Raw genomic sequence first — 14,509 nt, 5'->3', positions numbered from 1 at the left:
CGGCCATGTGGATCGGCTGGCTCGAATTCGACGTGCTGCTCGGCGACGTGCGCTCGCTCAAACAAAAGCGGTCGGTGATCCGCCCGCTCGTGGCCGAACTGCAGCGCAAGTTCAGCGTGTCCGCCGCCGAGACCGGTTCACACAATCTTTACCGGCGGGCCGGCATCGGGGTGGCCATGGTGTCCGCCGACCGCGGCCACACCGTCGATGTGCTCGACGCCGCTGAACGCCTGGTGGCGGCGCACCCGGAGTTCGAGTTGCTGTCGGTGCGCCGCGGCCTGCATCGCAGCGACGACGACTGAGGGGTCGGCGAGCCCTACACCGTGCGCTTGCGGCGCAACACCGCTGGCGCGATCGTGCCGGGGGCAAGTCGGCGCGCCGACACCAGAAACGCGGTGTGGCCGCGCATGGTGTGCTCCGGGCGCACCGCCAGCCCGACCACATTCCAGCCCCGCTGCAGCGTCTCCCAGGCGCGGGGCTCGGTCCAGCACCGCTGCTGCCGCAGCGCCTCCACCGTCCTGGACAGCTGGGTGACGGTGGCCAGATAAACCATCAGCACACCGCCGGCGACCACGACCCGCGAGACGGCATCGAGCACCTCCCACGGTGCCAGCATGTCGAGCACGGCCCGATCGATGGAGCCGGCTGCCAACGCACAGTCGGCGACGTCGCCGACGACAAGCTGCCAGTTGTCCGGTCGACACCCGAAGAACGCCTCCACGTTGCGGCGGGCGTGCTCGGCGTGGTCGGCGCGCAATTCGTAGGAGGTCAGCTGTCCACGCGGCCCGACCGCCCGCAGCAGCGAACAGGTCAACGCGCCCGAGCCGGCACCGGCTTCCAGTACCCGGGCCCCGGGGAAGACATCGCCCTCATGCACGATCTGCGCGGCGTCTTTGGGGTAAACCACTTGAGCGCCGCGCGGCATCGACATCACATAGTCGACGAGCAGCGGGCGCAGCGCGAGAAATTCGTCGCCGCTGCTGGATTTCACCACGCTGCCCTCCGGCAGGCCGATCACCGCGTCGTGCGCGATGGCGCCGCGATGGGTGTGGAACTCGGCGCCGGCGCTGAGCAGCATCGTGTAGTGCCTGCCCTTGGTGTCGGTGAGCTGGACACGATCTCCCACATCAAATGGGCCGGTGGTGGACACAGTTGTCTAGCCTGCCAGCAGACGCGCCGAAAACGGTGCGCGGGTTTGTCGGACCTCGCTTCTAGGCTGCTGCTATGTGCGGCCAGGCTGCGGTACGCGACGAGCCGGGCACCCGAACCCGTCCGGCGCTGTCGCCGTCGCGGGCAGCGGATTTCAAGCAGTGCCCGCTGCTGTATCGGTTCCGGGCGATCGACCGGTTGCCTGAGCCGCCGTCGGTAGCTCAGCTGCGCGGATCGGTGGTTCACGCCGCGCTGGAACAGCTGTACGGTTTGCCCCCGGCGCAGCGGGACCGGGACGCCGCCGTGGCGCTGGTGGCACCGGTGTGGGAGCAACTGGTCGCCGGGGAACCCGCTTTGGCCGCCGCGCTGAGTCCGGCCGAGCAAGCCGAGATGCTCGACGAGGCCCGCGCGTTGTTGTCCGGCTACTACCGGTTAGAGGACCCGACCCGGTTCGACCCGCAAAGCTGCGAACAGCGCGTCGAAGTTGAGCTGGCCGATGGCACGCTGCTGCGCGGCTTTATCGACCGCATCGATGTCGCTCCCACCGGCGAGCTGCGGGTGGTCGACTACAAGACCGGCAAGGCGCCGCCGGCGGCGCGCGCGCTTGCCGAGTTCAAGGCCTTGTTTCAGATGAAGTTCTATGCGGTGGCGCTGCTGCGCTCGCGGGGTGTGCTGCCGACCCGGCTGCGGCTCATCTACTTGGCCGACGGTGAGCTGCTCGACTACTCCCCCGAGCGCGAGGAGCTGCTGCGCTTCGAGAAGACGTTGATTGCGATCTGGCGGGCCATCCAATCCGCCGGTGCGACTGGCGATTTCCGGTCCAGGCCGTCGCGGCTATGTGAGTGGTGCCCGCACCAGCAGCACTGCCCGGAGTTCGGCGGGACGCCGCCGCCCTACCCGGGCTGGCCCGCCGACCGGGCGACCGAGTCGGCGGGCCTGGCGAGTACGCCTGAAGACGCGACTGAATTGTTCTGCTAGAGAACGCCTGTCATCGCTGCGACCGCAAACCCGCCAAGGATTGCAACCGCATCTTCGACCAGCGCGACCGGCAGGTCGTGCCCGCCGGCGGCGCCGACCAGTCGAGTCCGTGCCGCGTAACCGCCCAGGGTGCCGAGTACCGCACCCGTAATGCCTGCGCCGAGTCCACCCCAGGTATAGCCCCAGGCGGTGCCGATAACGGCGCCCGCGAAGGCCCCCAATAGGATTCGTGCGATGAACGAGGCGGCAGCGGTGCGACTCGGCGTCATCGGCAGCTTGTCGGCGACGAGTTCGCCGACCGCAAACACGGTGAAGATGGTGACCGTCACCGGGTGGGCGACCCACGATGCCCACGTCCCGGCCAGGTTGATCCAGTCGAGCAGGGCCGCCCACGCAACAACGGCCGGAGCGGTCACGGCGCGTAACCCGGCGACCACACCGATCAACAACGCGAGCAGCAGCACAAGAAAGTGCGTCACGGCGGTCCTCCTGCCAAGGAGCCGGACAATTGGCTCAGCCGGACGCTAACACACCCACCGCGCTGAAACCTCGGCGCGCTCAGAATCGGCAGAAACGGATGTCGGAAGCCAGGATCGCCTTGGCCCCGATCGCGGCAAGCTCGTCCATGATCGCGTTGACGTCGCTGCGGGGCACCAAAGCACGCACCGCCACCCAGTCGGGGTCTGCCAGCGGCGCAATGGTCGGTGACTCCAATCCCGGGGTGATCGAGGTGGCCTGGTCGAGCGCCGCACGCGGGCAGTCATAGTCCAGCATCAAATACTTCTGGCCGAACACAACGCCCTGGATGCGGGCCACCATCTGATCGCGGGCGGCAACTTTGGCGGGGTCGTGCCGGTCGTGATCGGTTCGCTCGATGAGCACCGCCTCCGAATCACACAGCGGTTCACCAAAGGCCACTAAGTCATGCAGGCCCAACGTGCGACCAGAGCCCACTACGTCGGCGATGGCATCGGCCACGCCCAGTTGCACCGAAATCTCTACGGCCCCATCTAGCCGGATGACTGTTGCCTCAATCCCTTTGGCGGCCAAGTCTTTTTGTACCAGGTTCGGGTAGGCTGTGGCGATTCGGATGCCAGCCAGGTCGGCGGTGGTCCACTCGCGTCCAGCGGGTGCGGCGTAGCGGAAGCTGGAAGACCCGAAACCAAGCGCCAAACGTTCGCGCACCGGCGCATCGGACTCGCGTACCAGGTCACGTCCGGTGATCCCGAAATCCAAGTCGCCGGATCCGACGTAGACAGCAATGTCTTTGGGCCGCAGAAAAAAGAACTCGACGTTGTTGACCGGATCGAGGACGGTCAGGTCCTTCGAGTCGGTGCGACGGCGGTAGCCGGCTTCTGACAAGATCTCGATGGCCGGCTCACTGAGTGCACCCTTGTTGGGAACCGCGACGCGCAGCATCACAGCTTCCGATACACGTCGTCGAGCGTGAGGCCACGCGAAATCATGAGCACCTGCGTCCAATACAACAACTGACTGATCTCCTCGGCCAGGGCGTCGTCAGGCTCGTGTTCGGCGGCCAGCCACACCTCACCAGCTTCCTCGAGAATCTTCTTGCCGAGCTCATGAACCCCGCCGTCCAACGCGGCCACGGTGGCGCTGCCAGCGGGTCGGGTGCGGGCACGCTCGCCCAGTTCGGCGAACAAGTCCTCGAAGGTCTTCACGGCCAGCGATTGTTTCACGTCCCGGCCAGCTAAGTCACGGCGGTTTTCATGCTCGACGCCGGTGCGGGTTGCAGGTTCACTCGTGCAGCAGTTCGGCGTGCATGTCTTCTAGAGATACGCCCTTGGTCTCCCGGACATATCGCCACACGAATACGAATGACAGCGTTGCACACAGCGCATAGAAGCCGTAGGCGAATCCGAGGGCGTGACGCAGCCCCGGGAAGGTGAACGCAACCGCGAAGTTGGTCAGCCATTGGCAGGCGCTGGCCAATCCCACTGCCGCGGCACGGATGCGGTTGGGAAATATCTCGCCGAGGAGCACCCATAGCCCGGGCCCCCACGAGACAGCGAACGCGACGACGAAGACGTTGGCGGCGACCAGGGCGACCACCCCGGAGGCTCCGCTGAGGTGCGGCTTGCCACCGATGATCGGAACGTGGGCGAAGACAAGCGATAGCACCGCCAACATCAACGCCATGCCGGCCGATCCCGTCAACAGCAGCGGCTTGCGGCCGACCTTATCGATGAGCGCCATCGCGATCAACGTGATCACGACGTTGACAAAGGCGGTGGCGACAGCGATGCCGAACGACGCGTTCTCCCCGAAACCCACTGCCTGCCACAGCACGCTGCCGTAGTAGAAGATCACGGTGATCCCGACGAGCTGCTGAAAGGCCGCCACCCCCAGACCGACCCACACGATGCCGTACAAACCGCCCGACGGCTTGCGCAGGTCACGCCACGACGGCCGGTGCTCGCGTTGCAGCGTTGCTTGGATGCGTTCTACCGTGGCTTCGACTTGGCGATCCTCGAGCACCTCGGAAAGCACCCGATGAGCTTCCGAGACACGTTGTGCGGCAACGAGATAGCGCGGAGACTCCGGGATCGTGAAGGCCAACGCTCCGTAGAGGAGCGCTGGGACGGTCTCGGCGAGGAACGTCCAGCGCCACGCGGCCAGCCCCAGCCATAGTTCTTCGCGCGAACCGCCCGCAAGGTGAAACGGCAGCCAGGCGACGGCCAGGGCCAGAAAGATTCCGCAGACGATGGCCAGCTGCTGCAGTGAACCGAGCCGACCGCGGATACCCGGTGGCGAGATCTCGGCAATGTAGGCCGGGGACACCACCGACGCGACGCCGATACCGAACCCGCCCACGCTGTGGCATGCGACGAACATCCAGACGTCGCCGGCCAGCCCGGTGCCCAGGCCGCAGATCAGGAACAGCGCGGCGGCCAGCTTCATCATCGATCGCCGGCCCATCCGGTCCGCGATGCGTCCTGCGGTAATCGCGCCCGCGGCGGCACCCACCAGACCCGCGCCGGCGGCCAAACCCAACAACGTATTGCCGACCCTGAATTGGTCTTGCAGCGCGGCCACCGCCCCGTTGGTGACCGAGACGTCGTAGCCGAATATCAGCCCGCCGAGCGCGGCCACCGAGGCGAACCGGACGGCGGTCCGGACCCGCGCCGAGTCAGCCATAGGCGTCAGACGTTGAAGTACTTGGCCTCAGGGTGATGCAGGACGAAGGCATCGGTGGACTGCTCGGGATGCAGTTGCATTTCCTCCGACAACGTCACTCCGATCCGCTCGGGCTGCAGCAGCGCCATGGTCTTGACCCGGTCCTCCAGGTCGGGGCAGGCACCGTAGCCGAAGGAGAACCGGGCACCACGATAGCCGAGCTTGAAGTAATCCTCTTTCGCCTCCGGGTCTTCGGCTGCCATGGCCCGGTCGCCGGAGAAACGCAGCTCCTCGCGGATACGCCGGTGCCAGTACTCGGCCAGCGCTTCGGTTAGCTGCACGCCGATGCCATGCACCTCTAGGTAGTCGCGGTAAGAGTTGGACGCAAACAACTGGTTGGCGAACTCGGCGATCGGATCGCCCATCGTCACCAATTGGAAGGGCAGCACGTCAACCTGGCCGCGTTCGGCGGCCAGCGCCCGTGACCTGACGAAATCGGCGATACACAGGAAGCGGCCGCGTTGCTGGCGCGGGAAGGTGAACCGGAACCGCTCGGGCGCATCGGCTGTCGGCTCGGCGAGCACGATGACGTCGTCGCGCTCGGAGACCGCCGGGAAATACCCGTACACCACCGCGGCGTGGGCGAGAATTCCGTCAGTGGACAGCCGGTCCAGCCAGTAACGCAGCCGCGGGCGCCCTTCGGTCTCCACCAATTCCTCATACGACGGGCCTGTGCCACCGCGGGCACCGCGCAGGCCCCACTGGCCGAGGAACAGCGCACGCTCGTCGAGCAGCGCACTGTAGTCGGCTACCGCCAAACCTTTGACGATGCGAGAGCCCCAGAACGGTGGCGCCGGAACCTCGACGTCGGCCGCAACGTCGGAGCGCTCCGGTATGACGATCGGCTCCTCGGCTGCTTTGCGTTGCGCCGCAATTCGTTTGGAGCGCTCATGCCGCGCCCTGCGTTCAGCTTCCTTTTCGCGGGCGGCGATCGCCTCGGGGCTGTCAGTGTCGGGCGCCTCGCCACGCTTGGCGCTCATGATGGTGTCCATCAACTTCAGGCCCTCGAAAGCGTCTCGCGCGTAATGCACTTCGCCCTCGTAGACTTCGGCGAGGTCGTTTTCGACATAGCTGCGGGTCAACGCCGCGCCGCCGAGCAGTACCGGGAACTTCCCGGCGACCCCGCGGCTGTTCATCTCCTGGAGGTTTTCCTTCATCACCACGGTCGACTTGACCAGCAGCCCCGACATGCCGACCACGTCGGCGCTTTTGTCTTCGGCGACTTCCAGGATGTTGGCGATCGGTTGCTTGATGCCGAGGTTGACCACCTCGTAGCCGTTGTTGCTCAAGATAATGTCGACGAGGTTTTTGCCGATGTCGTGCACATCACCCTTCACGGTGGCCAGCACGATCCGGCCCTTGCCGGAGTCGTTCTCGGATTTCTCCATATGCGGCTCCAAGTAGGCCACGGCGGCCTTCATCACCTCGGCGGACTGCAGCACGAACGGCAGCTGCATCTGCCCGGAACCGAACAGCTCCCCAACAGTTTTCATGCCGGCAAGCAGGTTGTCGTTGATGATCTCCAGCGGCGGCTTGAGGGTCATCGCCTCGTCCAGGTCGGCCTCCAGGCCGTTGCGTTCGCCGTCGACGATGCGCTGGGCCAGCCGATCCAGCACCGGCAGCTTGGCCAGCTCCGCGGCGCGGGATTCTTTCGACGACGCGCTCGACACTCCCTCGAAGAGCCGCATCAGCTCTTGCAGCGGGTCGTAGCCCTCGCGGCGGCGATCGTAGATCAGATCCAGCGCGACAGTGCGCTGGTCTTCTGCAATCCGATTGATGGGCAGGATTTTCGACGCATGCACGATCGCCGAGTCCAGCCCGGCCTCCTGGCATTCGTGCAGGAACACCGAGTTGAGCACTTGGCGCGCAGCGGGATTCAGACCGAAGGAGATGTTGGACAACCCGAGCGTGGTTTGCACCTTCGGGTGGCGTTTCTTCAGCTCGCGGATGGCCTCGATGGTCTCGATACCGTCGCGGCGCGACTCCTCCTGCCCGGTAGCGATGGTGAACGTTAGGCAGTCGATGAGGATTGACGACTCGTCGACACCCCAGTTGCGGGTGATGTCGTCGATGAGCCGCTCGGCGATTGCGACTTTCTTGTCGGCGGTGCGGGCCTGGCCTTCTTCGTCGATGGTGAGCGCCACTACTGCGGCGCCGTGTTCGGCGACGAGCTCCATGGTCTTGGCAAACCGTGACTCGGGGCCGTCGCCGTCTTCGTAGTTGACCGAGTTGATCGCGCACCGGCCGCCGAGGTGCTCTAAACCCGCTCGCAATACTGCTGTTTCGGTGGAGTCGAGCATGATCGGCAGCGTCGATGCGGTGGCCAGCCGACTGGCCAGCGCCGCCATGTCGGCGACCCCGTCGCGGCCCACGTAGTCGACGCACAGATCCAGCAGATGCGCGCCGTCGCGGGTCTGCTCTTTGGCGATGTCGAGGCATTTCTGGTAGTCCTCGGCGATCATCGCCTCGCGGAAAGCCTTGGAGCCGTTCGCGTTGGTGCGCTCCCCAATCACCAGCACCGAGGCTTCCTGTTTGAAGGGGACCGCGGTATACAGCGACGACACCGACGGTTCATAGGTGATGTGCCGCTCGCCTGGTGTGACGGTGCGCACGGCCTCGGCGACCCGGCGGATGTGTTCAGGGGTGGTGCCGCAGCAGCCACCGACCAGAGATAGCCCGAACTCGGCGATGAAACCGGCCAGCGCCTCCGCCAATTCGTCTGGCTGCAGGGGGTATTCGGCGCCGTTGGGACCCAGCACTGGCAGGCCGGCATTGGGCATCACCGACACCGGAATGCGGGCATGCCGGGACAGGTGACGCAGGTGTTCGCCCATTTCGGCGGGCCCGGTGGCACAGTTCAATCCGATCATGTCGACGCCGAGCGGTTCGACGGCGGTCAGCGCCGCGCCGATCTCACTGCCCAGCAGCATCGTTCCGGTCGTCTCCACTGTCACATGGGTGAACACCGGGATGCGGCGTCCGAATTGGGCCATGGCCCGCCGCGATCCCAGCACCGCGGCCTTGAGCTGCAGCAGGTCCTGGCAGGTTTCGACGAGGATCGCGTCGGCGCCGGCCTCAAGCATGCCCAGCGCGGCCTCGGTGTAGGCGTCGCGGATTTGCGCGTACTCGGTGTGTCCGAGGGTGGGCAGCTTTGTGCCCGGTCCCATCGATCCCAGCACGTAGCGCTTGCGGTCGGGTGTGGCGAGCTCGTCGGCGACCCGACGCGCGATCGCGGTGCCTTTTCGCGCGAGCTCGCGGATCTGGTCGGCGATGGCGTAGTCGCCCAGGTTGGACAGGTTGCAGCCGAAGGTGTTGGTCTCCACGGCGTCGGCGCCCGCCTCGAAGTAGGCGCGGTGAATCCGTTCGATCACGTCGGGGCGAGTCTGGTTGAGAATCTCGTTGCAGCCCTCCAGCCCGCGAAAGTCGTCGAGCGTCAGCTCCGCGGCCTGCAGCTGGGTGCCCATGGCACCATCGCCCACCATGACCCGCTTAGACAAGGCGTCTAGCAGGTCGGTGTCGTAGGTGCGATCGTTCACAGGAGTCACCCCGACAAGCATAGCTGTTCTATCCAAATGGGTCCGTTCGTCGCGGCGCGGGCAACCGGTGCAACGCCGTACGCTGATCCTGTGACCCCGCCGGATGCCCGCGCCGCGCTGCCCGAACTGCACAACACCGTCGTGGTGGCGGCTTTCGAGGGCTGGAACGACGCCGGCGACGCCGCCAGCGACGCGGTCGAGCACCTGGAGGCCATCTGGGAGGCTGAGCCCATCGTCGAGATCGACGACGAGGCCTACTACGACTATCAGGTCAACCGTCCGGTGATCCGCCAGGTCGACGGCGTCACCCGCGAACTGGTGTGGCCGGCGATGCGGATCTCGCACTGCCGCCCACCGGGTAGCGAGCGCGACATCGTGCTGATGCATGGGGTGGAGCCGAACATGCGATGGCGCACCTTTTGCGCCGAGTTACTCGCGATCGTCGACAAGCTCAACGTCGAGACCGTCGTGATCCTCGGGGCGCTGCTTGCGGACACGCCGCACAGCCGACCGGTTCCGGTGTCCGGGGCGGCCTACTCGCCGGAGTCGGCGCGCCGCTTCGGTTTACAGGAAACCCGTTACGAAGGTCCGACCGGTATTGCCGGAGTGTTCCAGGACGCGTGCGTGGCGGCCGGGATTCCAGCGGTGACGTTCTGGGCAGCGGTACCACACTACGTGTCTCAGCCACCGAACCCCAAAGCCACCGTGGCACTGCTGCGCCGGGTCGAGGACGTGCTCGACATCGAGGTTCCCCTGGGGGATCTGCCCGCGCAGGCCGAGGAGTGGGAGGCCGCGGTCAGCGAGATGACCGCCGAGGACGAGGAGATCGCCGAGTACGTCGCTTCGTTGGAGCAGCGCGGCGACGCCGAGGTCGACATGCACGAGGCGCTGGGCAAGATCGACGGCGACGCGCTGGCCGCCGAGTTCGAACGCTATCTACGCCGCCGCCGCCCCGGCTTCGGGAGATAGCCGTGGGGGCGATGCGTGCCGCAAGCCCCGATGCGGAGTCTGGCAACAGCGGCTGGTCTGCCCCCTCCTAGCAGCCGACCAACCACCCACACCACCAGGACTCCGAAACGCCTGGCACACCGTCAAGACTCACATAACGCAGTACATCCACACCGCCAGACTGCCGGTCAGTTTTTCCGGTTCATCCACGCCAAGTAATCGGCCTTGGTGAAGCTTTCACCCAACGCCCGGCGGCGCTCGGATTCCTCGAAGACTTCTTGCAGAGCGTCTTGGTCGTACCCCGTTTCTCGCGCCACATAGCGGTACAGCTCGTTGTCCATGGCGTAAACCCCAGGAACGGGTTCTTGCAAGTGCTTACGGTAGACGGCCTCCTGGAAGGCCTTCGGGTCTTCGCCGGCTTCGCGGCGCCGGTTGACCTCGGCCACCAACTTCTGTCGCGCTTCCTCTGCACTCGGCGCAGTCACCGACCAGTCCGAACCTGGGTACCATGCACGCCACCCATCGGTGGTGTGCTCGAATTGGGGCTTCATCCTGAAGGCGAACCGTTGCTGTGCAATTGGATCGTCAGCTGGCGTTGTCATCGGTTGCTCCCGTAACCGTTGGTGGTCGAGTACGCCGGAATCGTCATAGGTGTCCACCTGACTCGTCCTCGTCGGTGTAATACATGTCAGTGGTACCGTCCGGATAGAGAATTTCGCAATGAAAAGCCCAGGGCCCACCCCGCGGACCAGGTACGCACCAGACAATCCGGCCTTGAAGAATGTCGTGAAATCCCAGAGGAATTCCGTCTGTTACGCCTGACCCTCGTACCTTGGCCGTCGGCGACTGGGCGAAGGTCAGGGTGCCCCAGGCGGCGGTGGCTTCCTTCAGCTCTGCGCTGACGCGCTGCTCGTTGCCGACCAGCATCCCGACGCGGTGGCGAATGAAATTGGAGTGCGCGACGGCTTCCGCCAGACGTTTCTCCTGCTGCGCGCGGCTGGTGGCCCGACCGGTGTCGGTGACGCTGTAGGCTTCGCTGACCCGAAAGCCGGCGCGCTGGGCGTCGGCGACCGCCTCCAGGGCTTCCTGCTTGCCGGCTTGCAGCACGTCCTGCCCACGCCGGGCGATCTCGGCCGCATCGGGCACGCTCCACAAAAACTTGCGCGCAATGACCACATCGGTTTCCGCCTGAGTGATCGCCGCGTCCCCGGCCGCACCCTCCCACTCGACGCCGCCCGGGGCACGCACTTTTTTGCGCCAATTGCGCCAAGGCTTTCTCTGCTTCAGCACCGACGTGTTCGCACCAGTCGGCGAACTGCCCCAGGTGACCAAATTGCGCGGAACGCAGCTGCGAGAGCGTCGGCCAGCCCGTGGGCAGCGGCGACACACCGGCCATCAGCTCACCAACCCCCCGCAACCGCGCCGCGCTGTGGTCCTCGGTGCCGGTGTAGGCGATGCCCGCCATACTGTAGTCGGCCCCACGCGCGCCCACCCGCCGCGCTATCGCGGCCAGGTCTTTGCTCGCCGCGGCGGCGGCGAGGTTCACGCTTCCCACGGTGGACTGCCAGGGCGAAGCCGCCACAAACGACGGCGCTGCGGCCGCGGACAGCTCACCGCAGATCGTCTCGCATTCAGCTCCCAACTGGCGCAACCCAATCGCGAGCACCTTCAGGCGGCGACCGGGGGCCTCGGGCATACGGGAATCGTAGTGGGAACGACCTATTCCACTCGGCCAAACCACCGATACGAGACCACCGCCGAAGCAGGCAGCCAACAACGAGTTCGCTCAAGTCGGCGCACCCCGCCAGCTTTTCCGCTAAGGACGCACACCAGCCAGCCTCCGTTCCACGCTATTGCCGCGCTGCAAACGGCGTAGCCGAACCGCACGAACTGCAGTTCACCGAGTTGATCACGCAGCGCCCACCCAAATGCTCCAAACCCGCTTGCAGCACGGCAGTTTCGGTGGAGTCCAGCATGATCGGCAAGGTCGACGCGGTGGCGAGCCAACTGGCCAGCGCCGTCATGTCTGCGACGCCGTCGCGGCCCACAGAGTCCACGCACAGATCCAGCAAGTGCGCGCCGTCGCGGGTCTGTTCCTTGGCGATGTCCAGGCATCTCTGGTAATCCGCGGGGCCCGACCGGTATTGCCGGAGTGTTCCAGGACGCGTGCGTGGCGGCCGGGATTCCAGCGGTGATGTTCTGGGCAGCGGTACCACACTACGTGTCTCAGCCACCGAACCCCAAAGCCACCGTGGCACTGCTGCGCCGGGTCGAGGACGTGCTCGACATCGAGGTTCCGCTGGCCGACCTGCCCGCCCAGGCCGAGGAGTGGGAGGCCGCGGTCAGCGAGATGACCGCCGAGGACGAGGAGATCGCCGAGTACGTCGCTTCGTTGGAGCAGCGCGGCGACGCCGAGGTCGACATGCACGAGGCGCTGGGCAAGATCGACGGGGACGCGCTGGCCGCCGAGTTCGAACGCTATCTACGCCGCCGCCGCCCCGGTTTCGGGCGCTAGCCCGGCGACGGCGCGGGCCGCAACGGCCCCCAGGGCGGAGTCTGGCAACAGCGGCTTACCGCCGCTCCAGTCCCTGCGTGTGAGCACTGGTCGAACGACCAAGCGCAGCGACTTCGGCGTCCATGCGCGGCAGCAGATCGGGCACCAACCGCCGGACCGGGGCCTCGCCCAGCGGGGTGGACAGCACCGGCCGCAGCCAGCGGACCAGCCCAACCCAGCCCGGACTGTTGATGCGGCGTTTGCGCCCCTCGATGCCCTTGACCAAGGCCTGCGCACACTTCTGCACCGATGTGGTGCGGTTGAGCGGATAAGGCAGTTTGGCGAGCATCTCGGTGAATGTGGACAGGTCGGCCTTGCTGTCTTGCACCATCGGCGTGTCGATCCACGACATGTGCGCCGACCCGACGTCGACGCCCAGATGGGCAACCTCCAGGCGCAGCGCGTTGGCGAAGTGTTCGACCGCGGCTTTGGAGGCGCCGTACGGCGCCATACCCGGGGCTGCGGCGTAGGCGGCCAGCGACGACACGATCAGCACATAGCCGCCCCGCTCGATCAGCGAGGGAAGAGCGGCCCGCACGGTGTGGTACACCCCGAGCACGTTGACGTCGACGAGTCGGCGGAATGCTTCGGGATCGACCTGCAGAACCGACCCGTAGCTGGCTATCCCGGCGTTTGCCATGACCGTGTCGATACCGCCGAACCGGTCTATGGCGTGGTCGGCGGCGGCTTGCATGGCGGCGCGGTCGCGGACATCGGCGACCACGGTGAGCACCCGCTCGTCGGCTAGTTCGGCGCCCAGCGTATTGAGCTGTGCCTCGTCCAAATCGCTCAAGACCAGCCTGGCGCCCTTGGCGTGCAATCGACGGGCCACTTCGGCACCGATGCCACCTGCAGCGCCGGTGATGAGTACAACTTGGCGGCTGGCTGCGCTCATCGCAGCTCCACTCCCAGCAGTGCGTCGATTGCGGCTGCCACCGCGTCGGGCGCCTGCGCGTCGTGGCCGCCGTAATCCAGCGCATCGGTCGCCCAACCATCAAGGGCGGCAAGCGCTTTAGGGGTATCGAGATCGTCGGCCAAGTACTGCCGCACCCGGCCGATGGTGTCGGCGGCGTCCGGACCGGCGGGCAGTGCGGTCGCGGTGCGCCAGCGGTGCAGCCGTGCGATCGCCTCGTCGAGGACCTGTGCGTCCCAGTACCGGTCGGCGCGGTAATGTCCGGCCAACAAGGCCAGCCGGATAGCTGGCGGCTCGACGCCTTGCGCGCGCAGCGTCGACACCAAGACCAGGTTGCCGCGGCTCTTGGACATTTTGTGGCCCTGCCAGCCGATCATCCCGGCATGCACATAGTGGCGAGCGAATCGACGCTCCCCGCTTACACATTCGGCATGCGCGGCAGTGAACTCGTGATGCGGAAAGATGAGATCGTTGCCGCCGCCCTGGATATCGAGGCCGGCACCGATGCGGCTGAGCGCGATCGCCGCGCATTCGACGTGCCAACCGGGCCGGCCGGGCCCAAACGGCGATGGCCAGCTCGGTTCACCCGGACGCGCGGACCGCCACATCAGGGCGTCGAGCGCGTCGCTCTTGCCTTGACGGGTCGGGTCGCCGCCACGCTCGGCGAACAACCGCAGCATGGTGTCGCGGTCATAACCGGACTGGTAGCCGAATTGCAGTGTGGCGTCGGCCCGGTAGTAGACGTCAGGGTAGCCGTTGTCGACGGTGTACGCCGCACCCGACGCCAGCATTTTCTCAACGAGCTCAACGACTTCCGCGATCGCCTCGGTCGCCGAGACGTATTGCTGCGGGGGCAGCACCCGCAGCGCGGTCATGTCGGCGCGAAACAGGTCTACCTCGCGTGCGGCCAGCTCTTGCCAATCGACACCGTCACGGTCGGCGCGTTCGAATAGCGGGTCGTCGACGTCGGTGACGTTCTGCACGTAGTGCACCTCGTGACCGAGATCCAGCCACAACCGGTGCACCAGGTCGAATGCCACGTAGGTCGCGGCGTGACCCAGATGCGTGGCGTCGTAGGGGGTGATTCCGCAGACGTACATGGTCGCGGTCCGGCCTGCCGTCACCGGGCGCACCTGGCGATCAGCCGTGTCGTACAGTCGCAGCTCCGGCCCGCGTCCCGGCAGCACCGGAAGCGGCGGAGCGGGCCACGATTGCATAGCGTCGACTCTAAGG

General features: G+C 66.2%; 13 protein-coding genes and 2 pseudogenes. 4 read left to right on the top strand and 11 right to left on the bottom strand.

Going from position 1 to position 14,509, the window contains the following annotated elements; all coding sequences use genetic code 11:
• The first annotated feature begins 5 nt into the window (after positions 1–5).
• Positions 6–302, top strand: a complete 297-nt coding sequence (locus MHEC_RS10365) for a DUF503 domain-containing protein (protein ID WP_048892151.1) — start codon at positions 6–8, stop codon at positions 300–302.
• A 14-nt stretch (positions 303–316) separates the two neighbouring features.
• On the opposite strand, the gene trmI is transcribed toward MHEC_RS10365, so the two are convergent.
• Positions 317–1,150 carry a tRNA (adenine(58)-N(1))-methyltransferase TrmI gene (gene trmI, locus MHEC_RS10360; RefSeq protein ID WP_048892111.1) on the bottom strand — a complete coding sequence of 278 codons (834 nt, stop codon included), beginning with the start codon at positions 1,148–1,150 and terminating at the stop codon, positions 317–319.
• Positions 1,151–1,224: 74 nt separating this feature from the next.
• Between trmI and MHEC_RS10355 the strand changes: the two genes are divergently transcribed.
• A complete protein-coding gene (locus tag MHEC_RS10355; protein WP_048892110.1) occupies positions 1,225–2,127 on the top strand; it encodes a RecB family exonuclease in 903 nt (300 codons plus the stop codon).
• Here MHEC_RS10355 and MHEC_RS10350 read toward each other — a convergent pair.
• The 5 genes from MHEC_RS10350 to metH all read right to left on the bottom strand — a co-directional run bounded on the left by MHEC_RS10350 (position 2,124) and on the right by metH (position 8,882).
• On the bottom strand, positions 2,124–2,606 hold the full coding sequence (locus MHEC_RS10350) for a DUF4126 family protein (protein WP_048892109.1): 483 nt from the start codon (positions 2,604–2,606) through the stop codon (positions 2,124–2,126). The two genes, MHEC_RS10355 and MHEC_RS10350, sit on opposite strands and share 4 nt — an antisense overlap.
• A 79-nt stretch (positions 2,607–2,685) precedes the next feature.
• Complete coding sequence (gene hisG / locus MHEC_RS10345) at positions 2,686–3,546, bottom strand: ATP phosphoribosyltransferase (protein ID WP_048892108.1); 861 nt, start codon at positions 3,544–3,546, stop codon at positions 2,686–2,688.
• Positions 3,546–3,827, bottom strand: a complete 282-nt coding sequence (locus MHEC_RS10340) for a phosphoribosyl-ATP diphosphatase (RefSeq protein ID WP_048892107.1) — start codon at positions 3,825–3,827, stop codon at positions 3,546–3,548. The genes hisG and MHEC_RS10340 overlap by 1 nt, the downstream gene beginning before the upstream one ends.
• Before the next feature lie 58 nt (positions 3,828–3,885).
• Positions 3,886–5,286 (bottom strand): sugar porter family MFS transporter, encoded by a 1,401-nt coding sequence (locus MHEC_RS10335; RefSeq protein WP_048892106.1) that lies wholly within the window; start codon positions 5,284–5,286, stop codon positions 3,886–3,888.
• Between the two features lie 5 nt (positions 5,287–5,291).
• Complete coding sequence (metH, locus tag MHEC_RS10330) at positions 5,292–8,882, bottom strand: methionine synthase (RefSeq protein ID WP_048892105.1); 3,591 nt, start codon at positions 8,880–8,882, stop codon at positions 5,292–5,294.
• Between the two features lie 15 nt (positions 8,883–8,897).
• Here metH and MHEC_RS10325 point away from each other — a divergent pair, with 15 nt between their 5' ends.
• Positions 8,898–9,830: a PAC2 family protein gene (locus tag MHEC_RS10325; RefSeq protein ID WP_412176935.1), complete on the top strand. Its 933-nt coding sequence runs from the start codon at positions 8,898–8,900 to the stop codon at positions 9,828–9,830.
• Between the two features lie 167 nt (positions 9,831–9,997).
• Here MHEC_RS10325 and MHEC_RS10320 read toward each other — a convergent pair whose 3' ends face one another.
• The 3 genes and pseudogenes from MHEC_RS10320 to MHEC_RS25000 all read right to left on the bottom strand — a co-directional run.
• Positions 9,998–10,294, bottom strand: coding sequence for a hypothetical protein (locus MHEC_RS10320; RefSeq protein ID WP_235434825.1), 297 nt, complete (start codon positions 10,292–10,294; stop codon positions 9,998–10,000).
• 160 nt (positions 10,295–10,454) lie between these two features.
• Positions 10,455–11,141, bottom strand: a complete 687-nt coding sequence (locus MHEC_RS10315) for a hypothetical protein (protein WP_201399501.1) — start codon at positions 11,139–11,141, stop codon at positions 10,455–10,457.
• 563 nt (positions 11,142–11,704) lie between these two features.
• Positions 11,705–11,938: pseudogene (locus MHEC_RS25000) on the bottom strand (dihydropteroate synthase); the annotation flags it as partial.
• Between the two features lie 2 nt (positions 11,939–11,940).
• Between MHEC_RS25000 and MHEC_RS10305 the strand changes: the two are divergent.
• Positions 11,941–12,324 (top strand): annotated as a pseudogene (locus MHEC_RS10305) (PAC2 family protein); the annotation flags it as partial.
• A 55-nt stretch (positions 12,325–12,379) separates the two neighbouring features.
• Here MHEC_RS10305 and MHEC_RS10300 read toward each other — a convergent pair.
• Together MHEC_RS10300 and mshC are read right to left on the bottom strand one after the other, a co-directional pair.
• Complete coding sequence (locus MHEC_RS10300) at positions 12,380–13,258, bottom strand: SDR family oxidoreductase (protein WP_048892101.1); 879 nt, start codon at positions 13,256–13,258, stop codon at positions 12,380–12,382.
• Positions 13,255–14,493, bottom strand: a complete 1,239-nt coding sequence (gene mshC, locus MHEC_RS10295; RefSeq protein WP_048892100.1) for a cysteine--1-D-myo-inosityl 2-amino-2-deoxy-alpha-D-glucopyranoside ligase — start codon at positions 14,491–14,493, stop codon at positions 13,255–13,257. The genes MHEC_RS10300 and mshC overlap by 4 nt, the downstream gene beginning before the upstream one ends.
• Positions 14,494–14,509 lie beyond the last annotated feature (16 nt).

It is taken from the genome of Mycobacterium heckeshornense (genome assembly GCF_016592155.1).
Classification (GTDB): domain Bacteria; phylum Actinomycetota; class Actinomycetes; order Mycobacteriales; family Mycobacteriaceae; genus Mycobacterium; species Mycobacterium heckeshornense.
Note: the sequence above shows the minus strand (reverse complement) of the source record. Positions and strands in the feature narration are given on the sequence as shown.